Annotated in this window: 15 protein-coding genes and 2 tRNA genes; 15 read left to right on the top strand and 2 right to left on the bottom strand. The window is 56.3% G+C overall.

All coding sequences use genetic code 11. The features are described from left to right. Positions 1–79 precede the first annotated feature (79 nt). Entirely contained in the window at positions 80–1,234 is a 1,155-nt protein-coding gene (locus VFX97_14450) for a DUF5009 domain-containing protein (protein HEX5704399.1), read from the bottom strand. A 109-nt stretch (positions 1,235–1,343) separates the two neighbouring features. Then, positions 1,344–3,464 (bottom strand): beta-N-acetylhexosaminidase, encoded by a 2,121-nt coding sequence (locus tag VFX97_14445; protein HEX5704398.1) that lies wholly within the window; start codon positions 3,462–3,464, stop codon positions 1,344–1,346. Positions 3,465–3,560: 96 nt separating this feature from the next. Between VFX97_14445 and VFX97_14440 the strand changes: the two genes are divergently transcribed. From VFX97_14440 to VFX97_14370, 15 genes are all read left to right on the top strand, one after another. Beyond that, the gene (locus tag VFX97_14440) at positions 3,561–4,595 is read left to right on the top strand and encodes an SIS domain-containing protein (protein HEX5704397.1); all 1,035 of its coding nucleotides are present in this window, start codon (positions 3,561–3,563) and stop codon (positions 4,593–4,595) included. Then, positions 4,595–5,938, top strand: coding sequence for an APC family permease (locus tag VFX97_14435; protein HEX5704396.1), 1,344 nt, complete (start codon positions 4,595–4,597; stop codon positions 5,936–5,938). The genes VFX97_14440 and VFX97_14435 overlap by 1 nt, the downstream gene beginning before the upstream one ends. Positions 5,939–6,198: 260 nt before the next feature. Beyond that, a tRNA-Leu gene (locus VFX97_14430) sits at positions 6,199–6,283 on the top strand. Positions 6,284–6,373: 90 nt separating this feature from the next. Next, positions 6,374–7,726, top strand: coding sequence for a trigger factor (gene tig, locus VFX97_14425; protein HEX5704395.1), 1,353 nt, complete (start codon positions 6,374–6,376; stop codon positions 7,724–7,726). Between the two features lie 86 nt (positions 7,727–7,812). Further along, positions 7,813–8,397, top strand: a complete 585-nt coding sequence (gene clpP, locus VFX97_14420; GenBank protein ID HEX5704394.1) for an ATP-dependent Clp endopeptidase proteolytic subunit ClpP — start codon at positions 7,813–7,815, stop codon at positions 8,395–8,397. Between the two features lie 105 nt (positions 8,398–8,502). Beyond that, a complete protein-coding gene (gene clpX, locus VFX97_14415; protein HEX5704393.1) occupies positions 8,503–9,747 on the top strand; it encodes an ATP-dependent Clp protease ATP-binding subunit ClpX in 1,245 nt (414 codons plus the stop codon). A 469-nt stretch (positions 9,748–10,216) separates the two neighbouring features. Next, positions 10,217–12,097, top strand: coding sequence for a sigma 54-interacting transcriptional regulator (locus tag VFX97_14410; GenBank protein HEX5704392.1), 1,881 nt, complete (start codon positions 10,217–10,219; stop codon positions 12,095–12,097). A gap of 284 nt (positions 12,098–12,381) precedes the next feature. Then, the gene (gene lon, locus VFX97_14405) at positions 12,382–14,814 is read left to right on the top strand and encodes an endopeptidase La (protein HEX5704391.1); all 2,433 of its coding nucleotides are present in this window, start codon (positions 12,382–12,384) and stop codon (positions 14,812–14,814) included. A 155-nt stretch (positions 14,815–14,969) separates the two neighbouring features. Further along, the gene (locus VFX97_14400) at positions 14,970–15,419 is read left to right on the top strand and encodes a hypothetical protein (protein ID HEX5704390.1); all 450 of its coding nucleotides are present in this window, start codon (positions 14,970–14,972) and stop codon (positions 15,417–15,419) included. Positions 15,420–15,442: 23 nt separating this feature from the next. Further along, complete coding sequence (yihA, locus tag VFX97_14395; protein ID HEX5704389.1) at positions 15,443–16,021, top strand: ribosome biogenesis GTP-binding protein YihA/YsxC; 579 nt, start codon at positions 15,443–15,445, stop codon at positions 16,019–16,021. Positions 16,022–16,365: 344 nt separating this feature from the next. Beyond that, on the top strand, positions 16,366–17,724 hold the full coding sequence (rho, locus tag VFX97_14390) for a transcription termination factor Rho (GenBank protein ID HEX5704388.1): 1,359 nt from the start codon (positions 16,366–16,368) through the stop codon (positions 17,722–17,724). Between the two features lie 78 nt (positions 17,725–17,802). Then, positions 17,803–19,221: a glycogen synthase gene (locus VFX97_14385; protein ID HEX5704387.1), complete on the top strand. Its 1,419-nt coding sequence runs from the start codon at positions 17,803–17,805 to the stop codon at positions 19,219–19,221. Positions 19,222–19,279: 58 nt separating this feature from the next. After that, positions 19,280–19,624 (top strand): thioredoxin, encoded by a 345-nt coding sequence (gene trxA, locus VFX97_14380; GenBank protein ID HEX5704386.1) that lies wholly within the window; start codon positions 19,280–19,282, stop codon positions 19,622–19,624. Positions 19,625–19,784: 160 nt separating this feature from the next. Beyond that, complete coding sequence (locus VFX97_14375; protein ID HEX5704385.1) at positions 19,785–21,095, top strand: adenylosuccinate synthase; 1,311 nt, start codon at positions 19,785–19,787, stop codon at positions 21,093–21,095. A gap of 103 nt (positions 21,096–21,198) precedes the next feature. Further along, positions 21,199–21,274 (top strand) — tRNA-Lys (locus VFX97_14370). Positions 21,275–21,483: the final 209 nt, after the last annotated feature.

The following is a 21,483-nucleotide window of genomic DNA, read 5'->3' as shown; positions in this document are numbered from 1 at the left end:
TGCGCCGGCTTGACGGCGCTTTGGATCGTTCCGCTGTCTCTCGAATGTCTAAAGCAGCGTCAAGCCGCCGCTGTCCAAATCAAACTTTGATCACGATATTCTTCCGAAACAGCAGCCACATCAGAAACAGCCACAGCAGAATGAATGAGAGCGCGAACGCCAAGGATGCGGGCTTAGGCGGCAGCCATGAAGCGAACACGTGGTTGTAAATGAATGGTTGCAGCGCCATCGGCGATCCGTCGGGCCTTCTGATGTGAAGCATCGACGTAAAGCGTCCCATAAAGCCTGAGTTCATCCCCATTAAACGCCCCATCACGCCCGTGCCCACGAACAACACGATTGCGTTGACGCCGAAGATGACGAACGGTTTCGTCCAGGCCTTGTAACCCTTGATGTCGATCAGCCAGTAACACAAGGCGAGGAATTGCAGCGCTAACCCGCCGGTGAAGAACACGTAAGAACTGGTCCACAGCGACTTGTTGATCGGAAACCACGCATTCCAAATCCAACCGATGACTATGCAGACGATGCCGGCGACAAACATCACGACCACTTTGTCGATCGCCGTCCGTTCTTTTCCGCGAATGAGATTGCCGGTCAGCACGCCGATTAACGTCGTCGCCAGCGCGCCCATCGTGCTGAGCAACCCCTCCGGATCGTAAACGACGCCGCCTTTCCAAATGTGCGGTCCGAGCAACTTACGATCGATAATCGCCGCCAGATTTCCTTCCTTGCTTAAGTCACCGACGTAATACCCGTTCCAGTGCACGTGCTTCATGAGCAGGAAGTAAACGACGACCAGCGCCACGGCGATGATCGCAGTCGTGCGCGGGCGCGTCGTCAGGTAAATGATCGACGCGAAGAAGTAGCAGACCGCAATGCGTTGCAATACACCGGGTATCCGAATCGTGGAAAGCTGAAAGTATGGGAAGCCGGCGAGAAATTCCCCGAGGAGAAAAATTAATACCGTCCGAAAGACGATCTTGAGAAAGATCGGTTTCAGTTCGTCGCCACGTTCGACCCGCTTCCCGAGAGCCAAAGGGATCGCCACGCCAACGATGAACAGGAAGAACGGAAAAACCAGATCCGTCGGCGTCCAGCCATGCCACTGCGCATGCCCCAGCGGCCAATAGATGTTCGACCATGATCCGGGATTGTTGACGAGTACCATGCCCGCGATCGTGATGCCGCGGAACACGTCGAGTGAAATCAGTCGCTGGGGCGGCTCAGTCATGAAGATCGATGCGCGGATTTAGTGTGAACAACAAGCCAACCTTCTTCGCTCCGTCAGGAGCGAAATGTTTATAGCTTCCGGAGGAAGAAATGTAATCTGCGAATGAATCCTACTGCGGCCGCGGGCTCGGACTCGGTGACGGCGCCGGCCTGGTTCCCATTCCAAACTCTTCCGGATCAGGCAGCGTCGAAGTCGCTTGATACTTCCGCATCGCCTCGTCCATAGCGCGACTCTTCGCCAGCCAGGTAGAAATCATCTGGTCGTAACGCGCGAGCACACTCTCCAACCAGTACGGACGGTTCTCTGCCAGCCATTGCCGGCGATAGCCTTCTTTCAAGATCGCCAGCTCTTCAGCCATCTCGCGGTTATTGTTGTAAATAGCGCCGTGATAGTAGCGAAGCTTCCTGGCCTTAGCGCGGTCGCCCAAATTCAAATAGGCGTTCCAGTATTCATCGCTGAACTTCTGCACCATTTGAAAACGGCGGCCGAGATGATCGAAGCGCTGGGCCGCAAATTTCATCGGCGCGACTGCCAAAGCATTTCGCCGCGCGCGCTTTTCGTTTCGTAACAGCGACTCGGATGCCTCTTCGACCATCAGCCGCATTTGCTTGATTTTCTCCGCGTTGGTGCGCGCCAGGGTTTGAAACTGAGTTGTAAAAGGGTCGCGCCAAAATATGTCGTCGCTGGTCGCGATTCCCAGCGTCATGTTCACACGGCCCAGCGCGCGCGCCGCTTTCACAAATTGATCGCCGTCATTACGAAAGAAGGACCAGTCAAAGTCGCCATCAAATTTTGCGACGTCAACCGCGCCCTCCTGCCACGACGCCGCCGCCCCGAGCGCCATCGGATGCCAGGTCATCTCGAACAAAGCCTCGCCGTCATCGTCCCAGGTCGTGTTCATCATGCCGATCGCGCCGGCCTTCTGTCCGTCGCGCACAAAGTTAGTGATGTTCTTGGACGCGGCCTCGAGGTTCGGAAAAATCTGGTTCCAGTTGTTTGCGCCGGGACAGACGAATTGTTGCAGGCCCGCATCCTGAAACGGTTTGATCGAGGACCAAAAATCGTCGCGCGCGCCGTACTGCCAGTTCATCACGATCAAATCTTTGGGAACGTTGCCGATCAGATCGGGATGGTTCAAAGCGATGTCGCCCCAGAACATGAGCTTCCGGTTGTAGGGCTTCAGCAGATCGCGAACGCGATTCAAATGCTCAAAATAAACCGCCCCGACGCCTTTCGCTTGCGCCTGCGCGCGGCTTTGCCCTTCCCCCAGCTCGAACGTTTCGTCGGCGCCAATGTGAAAGAACTGTCCGGGAAAGAGTTCGTTCAGCTCCTTGTACCAATCGGCGACTAATTTGTACGAACCGGGTTGTTGCGGCGAGAGCACATCGCCGTAAGGCGTCTCAGCCAGCTCGGCATACTTTTCAAAGCGCAGCGCTTTATGGAGATGGCCAAAGGTTTGTTGTTCGGGAACTACTTCGATGTGGTACTTGCGCGCATACGCGACCAGCTCGCGAATCTCCGCGGGCGTCAACGATCCGCCTTCAGGCCCAATCAGCGGATGAGACTCGCTCGCGAACGTGTGCTCCATATAGAAGGAGTGCATGTTCAGTTTGAAGTACGCGAAGGTACGCAACTGGCGCTTGATGTAATCGACGGTGGGGACCGGGCCGCGACTGATGTCGTCAGAGACTCCGCGCCAACGCATCGTTGGCCAATCGACAATCTTCACCGCGGGAATGAAAGCATTCGCGCCTTCGCCGCGAACAAGCTGTTTCAGCGTTTGCATTCCGTAGAACGTTCCGGCCGGCGTCTTTCCGGCGACGATCACCTGTCGCGGATCTGCCAGAATCAAATAGCCTTCATCATTTAATGACGCCGGAACGTCGGCTGAACTTTTCCTTAACGCTGCCACGATGCGCGGGTCGTGGATGCCCCCAATCAGGATTTGACGGCGCGAACTACCCATCGCCAATCGCACATCGGCCGTCGCGCTAACATCATCGATGAAGTCCTGCGCCGCGAACCGGTCTTCAGCCGACTTGCCGTCAGCGAGCGAGACGCGCGTGTCCCGGCTGAGCGCGAAAGCGCCTTCGCCGGCGGTGATCTGCTTGGGCGCTGGAATCACCTGGATCTTAGTCGACTGAGCATGTACAGACATGCCGGCTAATAGCACGAGCCAAACAATTGCGATTTGCCGCAGCGGGGTTCGTGTTAGAGTTGTCAGTTCCATCCCACAGGTTCTTATCGATGTCATAAGTTTTTTTCGAAGGCTTTTGAAAAGGCGCGGACTATTTACCTGATCTCGGGCGCGAAGACAACAGTGACGATGTCGTTAATGCTTCAGGAAATCGCCGAGCAGCCCGCGGCGCTCGAGCGAACGATCGCCGAAGAGCGCGTGAAGATCGCCCGGCTGGGTGAATCGCTGAAACAGCGTGACATCGATCTAATCGTTCTCGTAGCACGCGGCAGCTCAGACAACGCCGCGCTGTTTGGCCGCTACCTGCTTGAGATCGCGACCGGCATTCCAGTCTCGCTGTCCGCTCCGTCCGTCCACACACTCTATGGCGCAAAACTGAACCTGAAGCGCGCTCTCGTCATCGGCGTCTCACAATCCGGCGAAGGCGAAGACATCAATCGCGTGCTGGAAAACGCGCGCTCGTGCGGCGCGGTTACCGTTGGCATCACGAACGAGCCGCAGTCAGAGATGGTCCGGCTGGTCGATGAAACGCTCTTGATGCACGGCGGCAAAGAACGTTCGGTCGCAGCCACCAAGACATTCACCGGCCAGATGATGCTGTTCTGCATGCTGGCGGCGGCGCTGGCGAAAGATGGATTTAAGATCGATTACGACAGGATCCCTGAATTCTCGACGCGCGCCCTGGAACAAAAACCGGCGATTGTCGAATTGGTGCAGCGCTACGTCTTCATGGAGAACTGTGTCGTCGTCGGCCGTGGGCTCGCGTACGCGAATGCTTACGAGTTTGCTTTGAAGCTCATGGAAACCTGCTACGTCGTCGCCGAACGCTTTTCGTCAGCCGACTTTCTGCACGGTCCGGTCGCGATGATCGAACGTCACTTCCCGGTAATGCTGTTTGCGCCGCCGGGCGTAATGCTCGACGGAACGAAAGATCTGATCCGGCGCTTGCAGGAACTGCGCGCCGACACGCTCGCCATTACCGGCGACATCGAGACCGCCACGATGTGTACGCGCTCGATCATCATGCCGCGCGATATTGACGAGTTTCTCGCGCCGATTCCTTACATCATTCCGGCGCAACTGTTCGCGGCTCTCCTGGCGGAAGCAAAAGGATTGGATCCTGATAAGCCGCGCTCGCTGTCGAAAGTCACGCGCACCCTCTAATGCCCACATCTTTGACTACCGAACCCAAATCTCGGGGACATTTGCTGCGCGTACTCGGCGTAGGCTTTGGTCTCGCCGTGACCATCGGCGGCACGATCGGCATGGGCATCTTGCGTACTCCGGGAGAAGTCGCCTCGGCGCTTCCGAATACGTACCTCTATATCGGCGTCTGGATCCTGGGCGGCCTCTACGCGCTTCTCGGAGCGAATTCAGTCGCCGAACTCGGCGCGATGATTCCTCGCTCGGGCGGCTGGTATGTATTCATTCAGCGCGCGATGGGAAATTATCCCGGGTTCGTCATCGGTTACAGCGATTGGCTATCAACGTGCGGAACGCTCGCCGTGCTGTCGCTGGTCGTGGCCGAATATGCGGGCGTGCTGGTGCCGCAACTCGCCGGTCGCGAAAAAGGAGTTGCGCTGGCGATTGTTCTGATGTTTGCGGCGCTTCAATGGCGAGGAATTCGCTGGGGCAGTTTTATTCAGAACGTAACCAGCGCCATCAAGACCCTGGTTTTCGTCGCCCTCGCGATTGCTGCTTTCACACTCGCCGGCAAGGCCGCGCCCGGAGAACCTTTGTCACCTCCACAAGGCCTCGCGATCCTTGGCGCACTAATCATCGCCCTTCAGGGAGTTCTCTACACCTATGACGGCTGGTATGGCGTGATTTACTTCGGTGAAGAAGTGAAAAACCCTAAGCGCGATGTGCTGCGTTCAATGATTGGCGGCACATTGCTGGTCACCGCGATCTATGTAGTCGTTAATCTGGCATACGTTTACGTGCTGCCGATGTCGCGACTAGCAGGCGAGCCGCTGGCCGCCGGCGTGATCGCGCGAGAAATCTTCGGTCAACGTGGAGATTCCACCGTTCGGCTGCTCGCGATCGTTTCAATCCTTAGCACAGTGAATGCATACGTACTGACAGCGCCTCGCATTCTCTACGCGATGAGCTGCGATCAACTGTTTCATCACCGCGCCACGCGCGTTAATAAAGGCGGCACGCCCACGGTCACTCTTCTCATCAGCACGCTGTGCGCGGTGCTCTTTATTCTCAGTGCGAAGTTCAGCGCGATCCTGGCCGCGCTCGCGTTTTTCTTCGTCGCGAATTACTCGATGGGTTATCTGTCGCTGATCATCCTGCGCTGGCGGGAACCAGACTTGCCGCGCCCATATCGCGCCTGGGGCTATCCATGGACGACCTTGTTGGTGCTGTTGGGCTCAGCCGCATTTCTGATCGGAGCGATTATTGGTGATCGAAAGAACAGTCTGGTCGCGCTGGCGATCCTCGCGGGCAGCTATCCGCTCTATTTGATTGTAAAGCTCCTTCGACCGCGCGCCAGCTCCTAGTTTCAATTAAAAAGTTCCGCACCCGCCTTCGCTCGGTGTCCCTGTGAATGAGTGGGCAGTGAGCTGTGAGCAGTTGAGAACTGGCTGGTGCCAATTGAACTGGTCACACAACTCTCATCACAAAATCTGCTCACCGCTCAACTGCCCACTGAGACGGAGCACACACGGAGACACCGAGAAAGACTGCGGACTGCGACTCTATCCATTCGGCTACCTGCATGCGGACGATATGCTCGCTGTGCTATTCTCGCCCTTGCATCGCGAAAGTGGCGGAATTGGCAGACGCGCCAGACTTAGGATCTGGTACCGAAAGGTGTGGGGGTTCGAGTCCCCCCTTTCGCACCAAAGGAATAGAGGTCAGACATCAGCGGTCAGACGTCAGAGCCAACGCGAGGAGCTGCTGACATCTGACTTCTGATATCTGATATCTGCATTATGAAATCTCAAGTCAAAGAAGTATCACCAACCCTAAAACAGATCGACATCGAGATCGATGCGAGCGCCGTTAAGAAAGCTTACGACGACGTCAGTGATCGATATGCAAAGATGGCGAGCGTCCCAGGTTTTCGTCCCGGACATGCGCCGCGCGCAGTAGTGCGCACGCGGTTCAAGGATCAGATTCGCACCGAAGTGCTGCGCGAGTTGATTCCCGACGCCGTCCAGCACGCCATCGCTGAGAACAAACTGGAGCCGCTCGGCGAGCCCGAGTTGAATCTCGAGGTGGCCGAAGGCCTGGACAAACTCGGCGAGCACCCAATCTCATTCAACGTCAACGTTGAAGTTTTGCCGGAGATTCAGCTCGGCAAATACACAGGCATCGAAGTGTCACGCCGCGTGCGGCCGGTCAAAGATGAAGACGTCGACCGCGTCGTGGAACAGCTGCGCGAGAACTCTGCTTCCCTCGAACCGGTTGAAGACCGTGGTGCGCAGGTTGGCGACACGGTCACGGCGAACTTCCACGGGAAGTTCCTGGACACCCCGGAAGCGGAACCGATCAATGTTGAGGACGTGGACGTGGTGCTCGGCGGAGAAGGCATTGTGCAAGCGATTACCGACAACCTGACCGGCGCCAAACCTGACGACGAAAAGACGTTTGTGGTCGAATATCCTGAGGATTTCAGCGCCAAAGGCCTGGCTGGCAAGCGGCTTGAGTACGCGGTAAAAGTTAGCGCCGTGCGCACTAAGGAAGTTCCGGACCTCGATGACGAGTGGGCGCAAAGCCTCGGGGACGAGGTCGAATCAGTTGCCGATCTGCGGACAAAAGTGCGTTCCGATATCGAAGCGCAAGCCAAACACGAAGGTGAAGGCAAGATGCGCGCTGACCTCATGCGGCAACTTGTCGAGGCACACGCTTTTGAACTGCCCGACCGTCTGGTGCAACAGCAAACCGAACATCGTTTGGAATCGGTTGTGCGCGACATGATTAACCAGGGGATCGACGTGCGCCATCCGGATCTCGACTGGGAGAAAGCGCGCGAGTCTTTGAAAGATCAGGCGGGTTACGATCTGCGCGGTTCGCTGCTGCTCGAACGGATCGCGGATGAAGAAAAAATCGAAGTCACCGATCAGGACATTGACGCCGAGATTAACGCGATCGCAGATGCTTCAAAACAGTCAGCAGAACAAGTGCGAGGTATCTTGACAAAGCAAGGGGGCGAACGTAGCATCGCTGGCAGATTGCGCAATCGCAAAGCGCTGGATTTTTTAGTCGCGAATGCGAGCGTGATCGATGCCGACTGGGAGGAAGAAACGCAGGAGTCAGAAGCCGGGAGTCAGAAGTCAGAATAAAACAGCTCAACGTTTTTTCTGCTTCCTGCCTACTGCTTACTGCCTCCTGATTTTGTGAGATCTCAAATCTGAGATCTGAATCTGATATGGCACTTATTCCAATGGTCGTCGAGCAAACGTCGCGTGGCGAACGCGCGTTTGACATTTATTCCCGGCTCCTCAAAGACAACATTATTTTTCTGGGCACTCCGATCGACGATCAGATCGCAAACCTGATCGTTGCGCAGTTGCTGTTTCTGGAAGCCGAAGATCCTGAAAAAGACATTAACCTCTACATCAATTCACCGGGTGGTTCGGTCACCGCGGGCCTCGCGATTTACGACACGATGCAATTCATTCGTCCTGACGTGACTACGATCTGCGTGGGCATGTGCGCATCGATGGGCGCGTTGCTCTTGACCGCGGGCGCCAAAGGAAAGCGCTTCGCGTTGCCAAACTCGCGGATTCTCATTCATCAACCGTCGGGCGGCATGCAGGGACAGGCCACAGACGTGCGGATTCACGCCGAGGAACTTATTCGAATTCGCGAACTTACTTCACAAATTCTCGCAAAACATACTGGCCAGGACATGGAACAGATTGAGCGCGACGTCGAGCGGGATCGTTATTTGTCCGCCGCGCAGGCGAAGGAGTATGGTTTAATAGACGAGGTAATTGCGCACCGCGAATAGGTCGCAAGAACCGAGTTCCAGGAGCCAACCACTCGAGTGGCGAGCTCGTCGGCCTCAACTTTTACGTAGCCCCGACTAGTCTCAAAGGATGGAGTTCCCCGGACTATGGTGAGAAGAAGTGACGAAACGCTGCGTTGTTCGTTCTGCGGGAAATCGCAGAACGAAGTTAAGAAACTCATTGCAGGTCCCACTGTCTATATCTGCAATGAGTGTATCGATATCTGCAACGAGATTATCAGCGACGACCAGCAAGCTGAGTCCGTAGCTTCCCGACCACCGCTGCCCAAGCCAGGCGAGATCAAAAACTTCCTCGAAGAATACGTCATTGGCCAGGACGAAACGAAGAAGCGTTTGGCGGTCGCGGTTTATCAACACTACAAACGAATCGAGTTAGCGCGGCGGCGTTCTGACGTCGAGATTCAGAAGTCGAACATCATTTTGATTGGGCCGACGGGCACCGGCAAGACACTGCTCGCACAGACCCTCGCCCGCATGCTGAGTGTGCCGTTCACGATCGTTGATGCGACGACGCTGACCGAAGCCGGCTACGTCGGTGAAGACGTCGAGAACATCATCCTGAAGCTCTTGCAGGCGGCGAACGGCGACGTGGAACGCGCCCAACAAGGCATCATCTACATCGACGAGATCGACAAGATTTGCCGGAAAGACGAAAACCCGTCGATCACCCGCGACGTTTCCGGCGAAGGCGTGCAGCAAGCTTTGCTGAAAATTCTGGAAGGCACGATTGCAAACGTTCCACCACAAGGCGGACGTAAACATCCGCATCAGGAATTCTTCCCGGTGGACACGACCAACATCCTGTTCATCTGCGGCGGTGCATTCGTCGGCTTGGAAAAGGTTGTCGAGAAACGGCTGCGTAACAAGTCACTCGGTTTTCATGCCGAGGTGAAGTCGGGCTCGCAACGTAACGCTGAAGCCCTCGCGCACGTGCAACCGGAGGATCTAATCAGGTATGGCTTGATTCCAGAGTTTGTCGGACGGTTGGCAGTCGTCGGCGTGTTGCACGAACTCGACGAAGGAGCGTTGATTAAGATCCTCACCGAACCGAAGAACGCGCTGGTCAAGCAGTATCAAAAGAAATTCGAATTCGACAACGTCAAGCTGCGATTCACCGATGACGCGCTGCGACGCGTCGCTCAGCAAGCCGTCGAGCGGAAGGTCGGCGCGCGCGGTTTGATGATGATCCTTGAAGAACTGCTGCTGGAGGCAATGTATACTCTGCCGTCGCAGAAGCGTGTGAAGGAGTTCGTGATCACCAGCGAGATGGTCGAGCGGCATCGCGCGATGCCTGGCGAGGGACTCGCGGGCGTAGATGACGCAGCGGCCTAGAATTCCTTAATCCTAAAAACCGAAACGGCAACCCTGGGGTTCAGCAGGGTTGCCGTTTTGCTTGAAGCGAGCTTTTCAAATCCCGCTCGCCCTTGGCGTGGGGCGGTTAGTTGGTAGCATCCGCGGCGATGCTGACCATAGTTCGTAACTAATGAGGATCAGTACGAGCGACTTGTGCATCTGCTACTTGTGTGCCACGAATGCGCACCCGCCGGTCAATGCCGTCCGACGGCAGCTAAAGCGCTTAATAACAACAGCTACAGGAACCGACAAACTCTTTCCGTGCAGCAACTCTCTCGATCGGCATGGCAACTTTTCTATCCAATCGGATAGCGCTCATTAACCATTCGGATAGAGGTACGCTCCACACTTGGTTGAGAAGCGAAGTCAGACGTTCCGCATGGCTAGCAAAACCTGTTGCTTCATCACGGTCACATAAGTACACTGCTGCCCCCGACCAGAGCAACGTATGAAACCACGGCTCGCCGCTATTACTGGCAAGTTAAAAGACACCGTCATCGCGATGAGCGAGGGGCCGGTCCTGATCGGCCGCCAAACCGGCGCTAGCCTCCGCATTCGAAATGCCGCCGTCTCTCGCCGCCATGCCCTCATCGAAAAGGACGGCGACAAATACATCATCGCGGATCTCGACAGTCGCAACGGCACGTTTGTTAACGACATGCCCGTAAAGCGCTGCGAGCTGCACCACGGCGATCGGGTGCAGATTGGCGAGTCGCAATTCTTTTTTCTGATCGACGACAGCGAAGATCCGTCCCAGACCAGTGAGATTCGCTTTGACGAAGCGCCTTTGCTCGGCTCGCCGGCTGTCCGCATGACTTACAGCGACGCAGTGTTTGTGATGGCGCGCGACCTCAGCGCACTACTCAAGATCAGCACCACCATCAACGCGATTCGTGATCTCGATAAGCTGGAAAAGGCTTTGCTCGATCTGTTGTTTGAAGTGGTTCCGGCGCGACGCGGCGCCATTTTGCTGACCGGTAACCATGCCGACACCGCTGATGAGTTTTCTTCAGTCATCACGCTGGACCGCGTCGAGGGCGCCGGGCAAACCGTAAATGTCAGTCGCACGATTGTGCGGCGCGTGCTGGGCGATGGCGCCGCTATTTTGATCAACGAGGCCGACGACAACGCTGATCTGAAAACAGAAAGTCTGATTGCCGCACGCTCGCGATCCGTTTTGTGCGTCCCGCTGATCATGCACGATCGAAAACTTGGCGTGATTTACCTGGACAGCGACGAACCGCAGGCGCGATTCGACGAGAATCACTTGCAGATGGTGACTGCGGTGGCCGCGATCGCCTCCGTCGCCATCCACAACGCGCGCAATTTCAAGGATCTGGAGAACGAAAACGCCCGCCTGATGGTCGATGCCGATATCGAACACAATATGGTCGGCGAGAGCCCCTTGCTGCAAAGGGTCTATCAACTTATCTCAAAGGTGGCCCCGACGGATTCAACTGTTCTGATCTTTGGTGAAAGCGGCACCGGAAAAGAACTGGCCGCGCGCGCGATTCACCGCAACAGCAAGCGTAGTGACAAGCCCTTCATCGCGGCAAATTGCGCCGCGTTCGCCGAAACCCTTTTGGAAAGCGAGTTGTTCGGCCACGAAAAGGGCGCTTTCACCGGCGCGCTACTTCAAAAAAAAGGGCGGCTTGAACTCGCGGACGGCGGCACCATCTTTCTTGATGAGATCGGGGATTTGTCCCCTTCTCTGCAAACGAAACTGTTGCGTGTTCTTCAGGAGCGCGAGTTTGAGCGTGTCGGCGGCAGCCGCACGATCAAAGTGGACATTAGATTGCTGGCGGCAACCAATCGCGATCTCGAGGACGGGATCAAGAAAGGCGGCTTCCGGCAGGATTTGTACTTCAGGCTGAACGTCGTGAAGTTAACTATGCCGCCCCTGCGCGAGCGACGCGATGACATTCCCCTCCTGGCAAATTACTTCGCGCGTAAGTACGCGGAAAAGTGCAACCGCCGGGTGATGGGAATTTCTTCGGAAGCACGTAAACGATTGATGACTTACGACTGGCCCGGCAACGTTCGTGAATTGGAAAACGCGATCGAGCGAGCCGTGGTACTTGGCACCACCGAGCAGATTCTGGCGGACGACCTTCCCGAAGCAGTAGTCGAAGCTGAGGCGACTGTGTCGGCCGAAGCTCCGTCCAGTTATCACGAGTTGGTCGTGCAGACGAAGAAGCGAATGATCACCGACGCCATGAAACAGGCAAACGGGAACTACACCGCGGCGGCAAAGCTGCTCAACCTGCATCCTAATTACCTGCACCGCCTGATTCGAAACCTCAACATGAAAGACGAGCTGAAAACCTAGCCGGCGCTTCCCTACTTCTTCGGCTTTGTCACGATCCCAGTGCATTTGAATGCCTAATTGGGGAAATTCCGAATCCGCGAGTTTGTGATTGGTGGTAGCGCGACAATGCAATATCGTTTACAATCACGCTGGTTACCAAAGCGCGAGGCGACAATGGCGACTCGCCTTTTTCGCAGCCTGAGCGACTAGCGGTGAAATTGAGAGTTATGACCGTATTCGTCGTTTAATTGACTGTTCCGCCGCAATCTCCAGGAGTTTTTTCGTTCATTCCGCAGTAATCAATCATGGAAGAATATTCGGACCGAACCCCCGCTGATATCGCGCGCTATCCAATGGTGCCGATTCGCGACGTCGTAATTTTCCCGTTCACCAAAGTCGCATTCAAAATTGGCCGACCCGGCTCAGTGCGCGCGCTCGAGATGGCCCTCGCCTCAGACCGCACCATTTTTCTTTCGACTCAGCACGACGCCACGGTCGATGAACCGTCACCTGAACAGATTTATCGCGTCGGCACGATCGCGCGGATTCTGCAATCGCAGAAGCAGGAGAACGGTCAAATCAAAGTCGTCGTCGAAGGCCGCGAACGCGCCACGACGATTCGCGTCGAGAATAATGACGGCGCGTTCACCGCGCTGGTTCGGCGCGCGCCCGTAGTCAGTGAAGAAGGGGTGCGGACCGACGCTCTGGTGCAGAAGGTCGCGCAACTGATTGAACAGCATCTGCGGCTCGCTCCCGATATTCAACCCGATGCGCTGCAAACCGCGATGCGCAACGCCGACGCTTCGCATATGGCGGACGCGCTGGCTTCGCAGCTGCGAATCTCAGTTGAAGACAAACAGGGACTGTTGGAGCTCTTCTCGACGCACGCGCGGCTGGCGCGTCTGATTGAGATTCTGGAAATGGAGCTCGAGAAACGGCAGCTCGACCGCACGATCCAGACACGCGTAAAGCGTCAGATGGAGAAGGCGCAGAAAGAGTACTACCTCAACGAGCAAATCAAAGCGATTCACAAAGAACTGGGCCGCAAGGATGAGCGCGCCGAGCTCGACGAGCTAAAGAAGAAGATCGAAGAAGCCGGCATGACCGAGGAAGCGAAAGAGAAAGCGCTTCAGGAGTTGCACCGGCTCGAAGCCATGCCGCCGATGTCTGCCGAAGGCACTGTGTCGCGGACTTACATCGATTGGTTAGTCAGCGTGCCCTGGAAGCAAAAGTCAAAAGAGATCAAGGATCTCAGCAAGGCCGAAGAGGTGCTGAATGAAGATCATTACGGCCTCGAAAAGATTAAGGATCGCATTCTCGAATACCTCGCTGTCCGCCAACTGGTAAAGAATCCAAAGGGTTCAATTCTCTGCTTTGTGGGACCTCCGGGCGTCGGCAAAACAAGTCTCGGAAAATCGATCGCCCGCGCCACCGGTCGCAAATTCGTGCGTCTGAGCCTTGGCGGGGTGCGGGATGAAGCTGAAATTCGCGGTCATCGTCGCACCTACATCGGCGCCTTGCCCGGCCAAATCATTCAGATGATGAAGAAAGCCGGCGCAGTTAATCCCGTCCTGCTGCTTGATGAAGTGGACAAGCTCGGCACGGATTTTCGCGGCGATCCGAGCGCGGCCCTGCTCGAAGTTCTCGATCCGGAACAGAACCACATGTTCCAGGATCACTATCTCGACGTTGAATACGATCTTTCCAAGGTCTTCTTCATCGCCACTGCGAACGTGATGCACACGATACCGCCGGCGCTCCAGGATCGTTTGGAAGTCCTGCGGCTGTCTGGTTATACAGAGCGCGAGAAACTCGAGATCGCAAAGCGACACCTGGTGCCGAAACAGGCCGAGGGGAACGGTCTGCGGACAGAACAATTTGAGTTTTCCGACGACGGCATCCTGGAAATTATTCGTCACTACACGCGCGAAGCCGGCGTGCGCAACCTAGAGCGCGAAATTGGATCGTGTTGCCGCAAAGTCGCCCGTAAATTCGTGGCGGAAACTGTCTCAGCGGATTTCAAACATGAAATCGGACCTGAGCAAGTCCGCGACATGCTCGGTCCGATCAAATTCCGTCAACAGGGCGTCGCGGCCGAAAGCGAGATTGGGCTGGCCACCGGATTGGCGTGGACAGAGGTCGGCGGCGAGGTGCTGCAAATTGAAGCCACTTTGGTCAAAGGCCGCGGCAAGGTGACGCTCACCGGGAAACTGGGCGAAGTCATGCAGGAGTCAGCCCAGGCGGCGCTCACCTGCATCAAGTCTCGCGCGGAACGTCTCGGCGTGAGTTTGGATTTCATTCGCAAGCGCGACCTGCACATTCACATTCCGGAAGGTGCGATTCCGAAGGACGGTCCGTCAGCCGGCATCACTATGGCCGTGGCGATGTGTTCCGCCCTGATGCGGGTGCCGGTAAACAAGAACGTGGCGATGACTGGCGAGATCACTTTGCGCGGCCGGATACTGCCGATTGGCGGCGTGAAAGAAAAGCTGCTGGCCGCGCACCGGTTCGGCATCGATACCATAATCCTGCCAAAGGAAAACGAAAAAGATTTGCCGGAGGTGCCGGAGGAAATCCGAAGCGGATTGACAATAAATCTGGTCGAAACGATCGATGAAGTCATTGCGCTCGCCCTCCAGGAGCAGGCGAGTCCGGTGGAACTCGGCGACGAAGCAAAGACTCCGCCGATCTGGACGACTGAGCCGCCGCCCAGCCTGCAGACACCTGCGGAGCAATAGCTCGATCAATCCAAGTGTTAGAGTACCGGCTTCAGTCGGGCATTCGTGCAATGCTCAACTAAAGTTGGTACTCTAACGCATTCAATCAATGACCAACCGCCCGCTATTCCGACACGTCGGAATTCTGGCTTAATTAAACAAACAGGAGCATAACTATGGGTAAACACGAAGATGCAGATCTGATTCTGAAACTTTACGACCTCCGGCGCGAGCCCGTCATGCGCGAAGCCCGCAATTGGATGTTCACTTTCAACCCCACCAGCGTTCAGGACGTCATGGAGGCCATGATTGGCGAACACAGCGGCCACCTGCGCATGGTCATTTCCTACTGGGACATGGCTTGCGCGATGGTTACCAACGGCGCGATTGACGAGGAACTGTTTAACCAAACGAACGGCGAGCATATTTTCGTTTACATGAAAATCCAGCCGGTCATCGAAGGCCTCCGGGCAATGTTCGACAACCAGGAGTTTTTGAAGAACCTGGAGACAGTCGTCAAACGCATTCCCGACATCGAGACGAAGCTGCCGGCGATGCGTGAGCGGATGGCCAAGTTCGCCGAAATGCGCGCGGAACAGATGAAGGCGCAATCCGCCACCGCGTAAACACGCCGCGCGGATAAAATTGAATGCGAATCACCAGCGCCACGTTTGAAAAGAGCGCATTCAAGGAACCCGACTGGCCGCGCGATAAAAAGCCGGAGATCGCCTTCCTCGGACGCTCGAACGTGGGAAAATCGAGCTTGATGAATTCCCTGCTCGGCGTCCGAGGCCTGGCGCGCACCTCTTCAACCCCTGGTCGCACCCAGGCGGTGAACTTCTTTTTGATAAATGAGAAGTTTCGGTTCGTGGATCTGCCGGGCTATGGTTATGCCCGTGCGCCCAGGGCCGTGAAAGAGCAGTGGAACGCGGCGGCGACGGACTACCTGGCGCAACGCGAGCAACTGGTGCTGGCGGTGCACCTGATTGATGCGAGACACGAGCCGACGGCACACGATTTACAGCTCGACGAATGGCTTAAGCATCACGGGAAGCCGCACGTAATCGTGGCTACCAAATCCGATAAGCTGTCTAACAATGAACTTTCCCGCACGCTTCGCCGGGCAAAGGAGATTTTGGGGACGCCGGAAGTTTTTACTTACTCGAGCGTGACGGGCCGCGGACGTGATGATATCTGGCGCGCAATCGACAACGCTCTAAAACGCTGATGGTTCTGCCGAACCGATCTAAGGTTTTCTAGTACTCAGCACTTGCGATTTTTGAGCTTTTGTTTAGAATAGGATTTCCAAACTGAATCAGGCTCACAAGACATTCTGAGGTTCTGATCTGAGACCACGCGGATCCTGCCAGCGGCATCCAAAACACGATTAATTAACCAATCCTGGATTCCGAGGCAGCAGTTGGCATAAACCGTTTTTTTGCGGTGGAGGCCCCCACTTGAGCTTCCCCGATCGCGCTTTCCCTTTTTGACCGGCATCGCTCAAATCAATTGACAGCATGCTGAAATCTCGAACGACCTGGTAGCCCCGCGGCTGCCGACGAAAGAACTGATATGGCAAATAGAAGAAGATCTACTACGAATGGCGGCGACAACGGAGGCGGTGTCGCCACCGTTGACGCAGGCGAAGAGTACGTGCCGAGTAAAGACGGCCATCCAGATGTTTTTAATCTGTCTGAGCTCAAAGAGATGTCCATCTCCAAGCTGACGCAAGTCGCCAAGGGCATGGACGTTCCCGGCGCTACCGGCATGCGCAAGCAGGAGCTGATTTTCAAAGTCCTGGCCGCGCAGACCGAAAAGAGCGGCTTGATCTTTTCGGAAGGCGTGCTGGAAACACTGCCCGACGGCTTCGGGTTCCTGCGAGCCCCGGAATACAACTACCTGCCGGGGCCGGATGACATCTACGTTTCGCCTTCGCAAATTCGCAAGTTCGACCTGCGCACCGGCGACACCATCAGCGGCCAGATTCGTCCACCCAAGGAAGGCGAACGGTACTTCGCGCTGATCAAGGTTGAAGCGATCAACTTTGAATCGCCTGACATGGCGCGCGAAAAGGTTTTCTTCGACAATCTGACGCCACTCTATCCGGACGAAATGCTGAAAATGGAGGTCGCTCCGGACAACCTCTCGGCTCGGGTTATCGATCTGGTGACGCCGATCGGCAAGGGCCAGCGCGCCCTGGTCGTTTCCCCGCCGCGCACCGGTAAAACGATGCTGCTGCAAACGATTGCGAACTCAATCGCGCAGAACCACCCGGAAGTTACTCTGATCGTATTGCTGATTGACGAGCGGCCGGAAGAAGTCACCGACATGCAGCGGTCAGTTCAGGGCGAGGTCATCTCATCTACCTTTGATGAACCGCCGACGCGCCACGTGCAGGTTGCCGACATGGTGATCGAGAAAGCCAAGCGCCTGGTCGAGCACAAGCGTGACGTCGTAATCCTGCTCGACTCAATCACGCGTCTGGCGCGAGCGCACAACGCGGTCGTTCCGCCCAGCGGCAAAATCCTCTCGGGTGGTATCGACTCGAACGCGTTGCAGCGTCCGAAGCGGTTCTTCGGCGCGGCCCGTAATATTGAAGAAGGCGGATCGCTGACGATCATTGCCACGGCGCTTATCGACACCGGTTCGCGCATGGACGACGTGATCTTTGAAGAGTTCAAGGGCACCGGCAACTCCGAAATTCATCTGGACCGTCGCCTGAGCGACAAGCGTCTATTCCCGGCCATCGACCTGCAACGTTCCGGCACGCGTAAGGAAGAGCTGCTGATCCCGAAGGAAGATCTGGCTCGGATCTGGGTCATGCGTCGCGTGTTGAATCCGTTGTCCCCGACCGAGCAAATGGAAGTCGTGCTCGAGCGCATCGAAAAGACCAAGAGCAACGCAGAGTTTCTGGCCTCAATGCAACAGTAGAAACGGTGACGGGTGCCGGGTGACAGGTGATCGGTTGTAAGAATCCCGTCACCTGTCACCTGTCACCCGTTACCCCTAATGCGCGTAGCAATCCTTTCATCCGAAGCGCTTCCTTTCGCCAAGACCGGCGGCCTGGCCGACGTTTCCGGAGCCTTAACTAAAGCGCTTCACGCCGAAACCGTTGATTCACTCCTGATTCTGCCGCTCTACGATCAAGTCGATCGAGGCCTGCTCACCGGCACATACACCGAAGACCTCGAAGTGAATTGGCGTGGTCGCCGGCCGCGTGTTCCGGTCCGCATCAGTGATGCGCTGGGCGCGCCGACTTACTTCATCGAATCGCCGCACTATTTTTCGCGCAAATCGATTTACGGCGACACCGACGATTTCGAGCGGTTCGCTTTCTACTGTCGCGCGGCGATCGCGCTGCTGCAAAGAATCGGCGACAAGCCCGACATTGTTCACCTCAATGATTGGCCGTGCGGATTTGCGTCCGTGGAATTGCGCGCGCGGCGGCGGCACGAGCCGTTCTTTGCCGAGACACGGGTGCTCTTCTCGATTCACAACCTCGCATATCAGGGTGCATTCGATCCCGAGAACCTTTGGTGGATGGATTTCGCTGCTTATCGCGATGCGTTCATGCTGGAAGGCGCAGCGTCGGCCCTGAAAGCCGGCATCGTCGCCGCCGATGCGCTATCGACCGTCAGCCCAACTTATGCACGCGAGATTCAGACGTCCGAACAGGGTTATGGCCTGGATTGGCTGATGCGCGCGCGCAGCGACCGGCTCGCCGGAATCACCAACGGCGTGGACTACGACGTTTGGAATCCTGAGACAGATCCTCATATCGCAAAGAACTTTTCGGCTGACGACCTTTCGGGTAAACGTGAATGCAAACTGGATTTGCTTCGTCGCTTCAAGCTGCCCGCGGAACCTGAACGGCCGATCATCGCCATCATCTCGCGGCTCGTGGGACAAAAAGGCTATGACCTGATTCGACAAGCGGCGGGTGGCATCCTCGATACCGGCGCTTTCTTTATCGCGCTCGGCGCCGGCGCTCGCGAGTACGAGGACTTTTTGCAGAGCTGGCACGATGCCGCGCCCCAACGTGTCGGCGTTTACAAAGGTTACGCCGGCGAACCACTGGCGCATCAAATCGAAGCGGGCGCCGACATGTTCCTGATGCCGTCTTTGTACGAGCCTTGCGGGCTGAATCAAATGTACAGCATGCGTTACGGTACAGTTCCCATCGTGCGGGCGACGGGCGGACTTGAAGATACCGTCAGGAATTTCGATGCAAAGAACGGCACGGGAAACGGTTTCAAGTTCGGTCCGTACAACGCGGCGGCCATGCTTGAAAAAATTCGCGAAGGGCTTTACTTTTATAACAACTCGGAAGCGTGGGCGAAGATTCAACGTAATGGAATGGTCGCAGACAATTCCTGGTCGGCCGCAGCCAAAAATTACATTCAGTTTTACGAATCGATGCTCAAGTGAGGCGGCAAACGGGCACCGATTCCACCGAACCAAGAGATAGTTTCAAGGAGCTTAAGTAATGAGTGACAACGTAAGAGAAGTTAGTGATAGCAGTTTTGAAGCAGACGTTTTGAAGCATGAGCAGCCGGTGCTGGTCGACTTCTGGGCGGCCTGGTGCGCGCCCTGCCGCATGCTCGCGCCCACCGTCGAAGCCGTCGCCGACAAGTACGCATCGACAGCGCGCGTGGTGAAGCTGAACGTGGATGACAACCCGTCGGTTTCGCAGCGTTACGGCATCAAGGGCATTCCGACCCTGATTCTTTTTAAGAACGGCCGCGAAGAAGAGCGTGTGGTCGGGGCCACTTCCGAAGGCGCCATCTCGCGCATGCTGGACAAGCACATCAGTACCGCGGCCACGGCTTAAGTTTTTAAGAGTTTCAGGCGCGGCTATCTTTGTTTGTGAGAACAGCCGCGCCTGTTTTGTGTCTAAGTAAGTCCAATGTCCAAAGTCTAAAGTCCAAAGCCGGTGACTTTAGACTTTAGAGGGACGTCGGACCTTGGACTTTGGACGTTGGACTGTTTTTATGGTTATCGCAGTCATCGGCGCCCAGTGGGGTGATGAAGGCAAAGGCAAGATCGTCGATCTGCTGGCCGAGCGCTTCGACATTGTCGTCCGCTTCCAGGGCGGTCACAACGCCGGTCATTCAGTGCAGGTCGGGAACCAGTCGTTTGTCCTTCATCTGCTGCCGTCCGGCATCGTGCACGAAGGCAAGACCTGCGTGCTCGGCAACGGCATGGTGATCGATCCCAAAGCCTTCTTCGAAGAGGCCGACCGGCTGGCCGCGCAGGGCATCCACATTACGCCTGAGCGAGTGAAGGTTAGTTCACGCGCGCACCTGATTCTTCCCTATCACCGCGCGCTGGATCACACGAGCGAAGAACGTCTGGGTAACGAGAAAGTCGGCACAACGCTGCGCGGCATCGGCCCGGCGTACGAAGATAAGGCCGGCCGGCGCGGCATTCGGGTCGCCGATGCGCTGGTTCCGGAAGTTCTGCGTTCACGGATTGAGCGCAACCTGGAAGACGCGAACCGAATCATCGAAGCCTACGGCGGCGATCCCCTCGATGCCGACACGATTATCATGGAGACGTCTTTTCTCGTTGAGCGTCTCGCGCCCTTCATCGCCGACACCAGTCACTTTTTAAATCAGGCAGCCGCCTCGCGTCGCACGATTTTGTTGGAAGGCGCTCAGGCGACGCTCCTCGACGTCGATCACGGCACGTATCCATTCGTTACCTCGTCGAGCACGACAGTCGGCGGCGCGTGTGTCGGCACCGGTCTCGCGCCGAAGCACATCACCGGCGTGCTCGGCATCGTCCGCACGTACACGACGCGGGTCGGCGAAGGGCCGTTTCCCACCGAGATGCTCGAGGGCGAAGAAGAACTCGGCCAGTTGATCCGCGAACGCGGGCATGAATACGGCGCCTCAACGGGCCGCCCGCGTCGCTGCGGCTGGTTCGACGCTTTCGCCACGCGCTACGCGGCTGAGATCAACGGCTTCAGTTCCGTGGCCCTGACAAAGCTCGATGTGCTGGATGCTTTGGACGAAATCAAAATCTGCGTCGGCTATGAAATGAACGGGAAAAAGGTTGATTCGCTTCCCTCGGTCTCGCACGAGATGCGTCGCGTTGTGCCCGTCTATGAAACGCTGCCAGGCTGGAAGAGCCCAACTGTCGGCGTCACCGATTTGAGCGACCTTCCGCGCGCCGCACGCGAGTACGTCAACTTCCTTTCAACCCAGATCGGCGTGCAGATTGGTTTGATCTCCACCGGCCCTGAACGCTCACAGACGATCGTGGTGCGCGAGTCATTGTTGGCGGAGTGGCTTCGTTGAAGTCCAAGGTCTAATGTCCAAAGTCCAATGTACGCAATTCGCCTGGGTGGAACTTTGGACATTGGACTTTGGACGTTGGACTTCTTAAACTCAGTTCTTCCGTGGGCCGATAGCTCAGTTGGTAGAGCAACTGGCTTTTAACCAGTGGGTCGCAGGTTCGAGTCCTGCTCGGCTCACCACTTTAGTGATGTAGATGGATAACCTTGCCTAACGTCCACACCGTTTAGGAATTTTCAGGGATGGACCCTTCAAAGAATTCTCGTGCTTCCAACTGGTCGTGATTGAGGTCTCCCTCATCGACTGGAGCGCGGGAGTGCGTGCCATCCCTTCGGCGGCTCTTCGAAAGATCCGAGTGTAGCGATTATGGTTCAGCCCGGACACTTAGCCA

It is taken from the genome of Pyrinomonadaceae bacterium (assembly GCA_036277115.1).
Classification (GTDB): Bacteria; Acidobacteriota; Blastocatellia; order Pyrinomonadales; family Pyrinomonadaceae; genus UBA11740.
Note: the sequence above shows the minus strand (reverse complement) of the source record. Positions and strands in the feature narration are given on the sequence as shown.

Excerpts from the sequence above, each read along its gene's own strand:
- VFX97_14450 (HEX5704399.1), bottom strand. The coding sequence starts at position 1,234 with ATGACTGAGCCGCCCCAGCGACTGATTTCACTCGACGTGTTCCGCGGC.
- VFX97_14445 (HEX5704398.1), bottom strand. The coding sequence starts at position 3,464 with ATGGAACTGACAACTCTAACACGAACCCCGCTGCGGCAAATCGCAATT.
- VFX97_14440 (HEX5704397.1), top strand. The coding sequence starts at position 3,561 with ATGTCGTTAATGCTTCAGGAAATCGCCGAGCAGCCCGCGGCGCTCGAG.
- VFX97_14435 (HEX5704396.1), top strand. The coding sequence starts at position 4,595 with ATGCCCACATCTTTGACTACCGAACCCAAATCTCGGGGACATTTGCTG.
- tig (HEX5704395.1), top strand. The coding sequence starts at position 6,374 with ATGAAATCTCAAGTCAAAGAAGTATCACCAACCCTAAAACAGATCGAC.
- clpP (HEX5704394.1), top strand. The coding sequence starts at position 7,813 with ATGGCACTTATTCCAATGGTCGTCGAGCAAACGTCGCGTGGCGAACGC.
- clpX (HEX5704393.1), top strand. The coding sequence starts at position 8,503 with ATGGTGAGAAGAAGTGACGAAACGCTGCGTTGTTCGTTCTGCGGGAAA.
- VFX97_14410 (HEX5704392.1), top strand. The coding sequence starts at position 10,217 with ATGAAACCACGGCTCGCCGCTATTACTGGCAAGTTAAAAGACACCGTC.
- lon (HEX5704391.1), top strand. The coding sequence starts at position 12,382 with ATGGAAGAATATTCGGACCGAACCCCCGCTGATATCGCGCGCTATCCA.
- VFX97_14400 (HEX5704390.1), top strand. The coding sequence starts at position 14,970 with ATGGGTAAACACGAAGATGCAGATCTGATTCTGAAACTTTACGACCTC.
- yihA (HEX5704389.1), top strand. The coding sequence starts at position 15,443 with ATGCGAATCACCAGCGCCACGTTTGAAAAGAGCGCATTCAAGGAACCC.
- rho (HEX5704388.1), top strand. The coding sequence starts at position 16,366 with ATGGCAAATAGAAGAAGATCTACTACGAATGGCGGCGACAACGGAGGC.
- VFX97_14385 (HEX5704387.1), top strand. The coding sequence starts at position 17,803 with ATGCGCGTAGCAATCCTTTCATCCGAAGCGCTTCCTTTCGCCAAGACC.
- trxA (HEX5704386.1), top strand. The coding sequence starts at position 19,280 with ATGAGTGACAACGTAAGAGAAGTTAGTGATAGCAGTTTTGAAGCAGAC.
- VFX97_14375 (HEX5704385.1), top strand. The coding sequence starts at position 19,785 with ATGGTTATCGCAGTCATCGGCGCCCAGTGGGGTGATGAAGGCAAAGGC.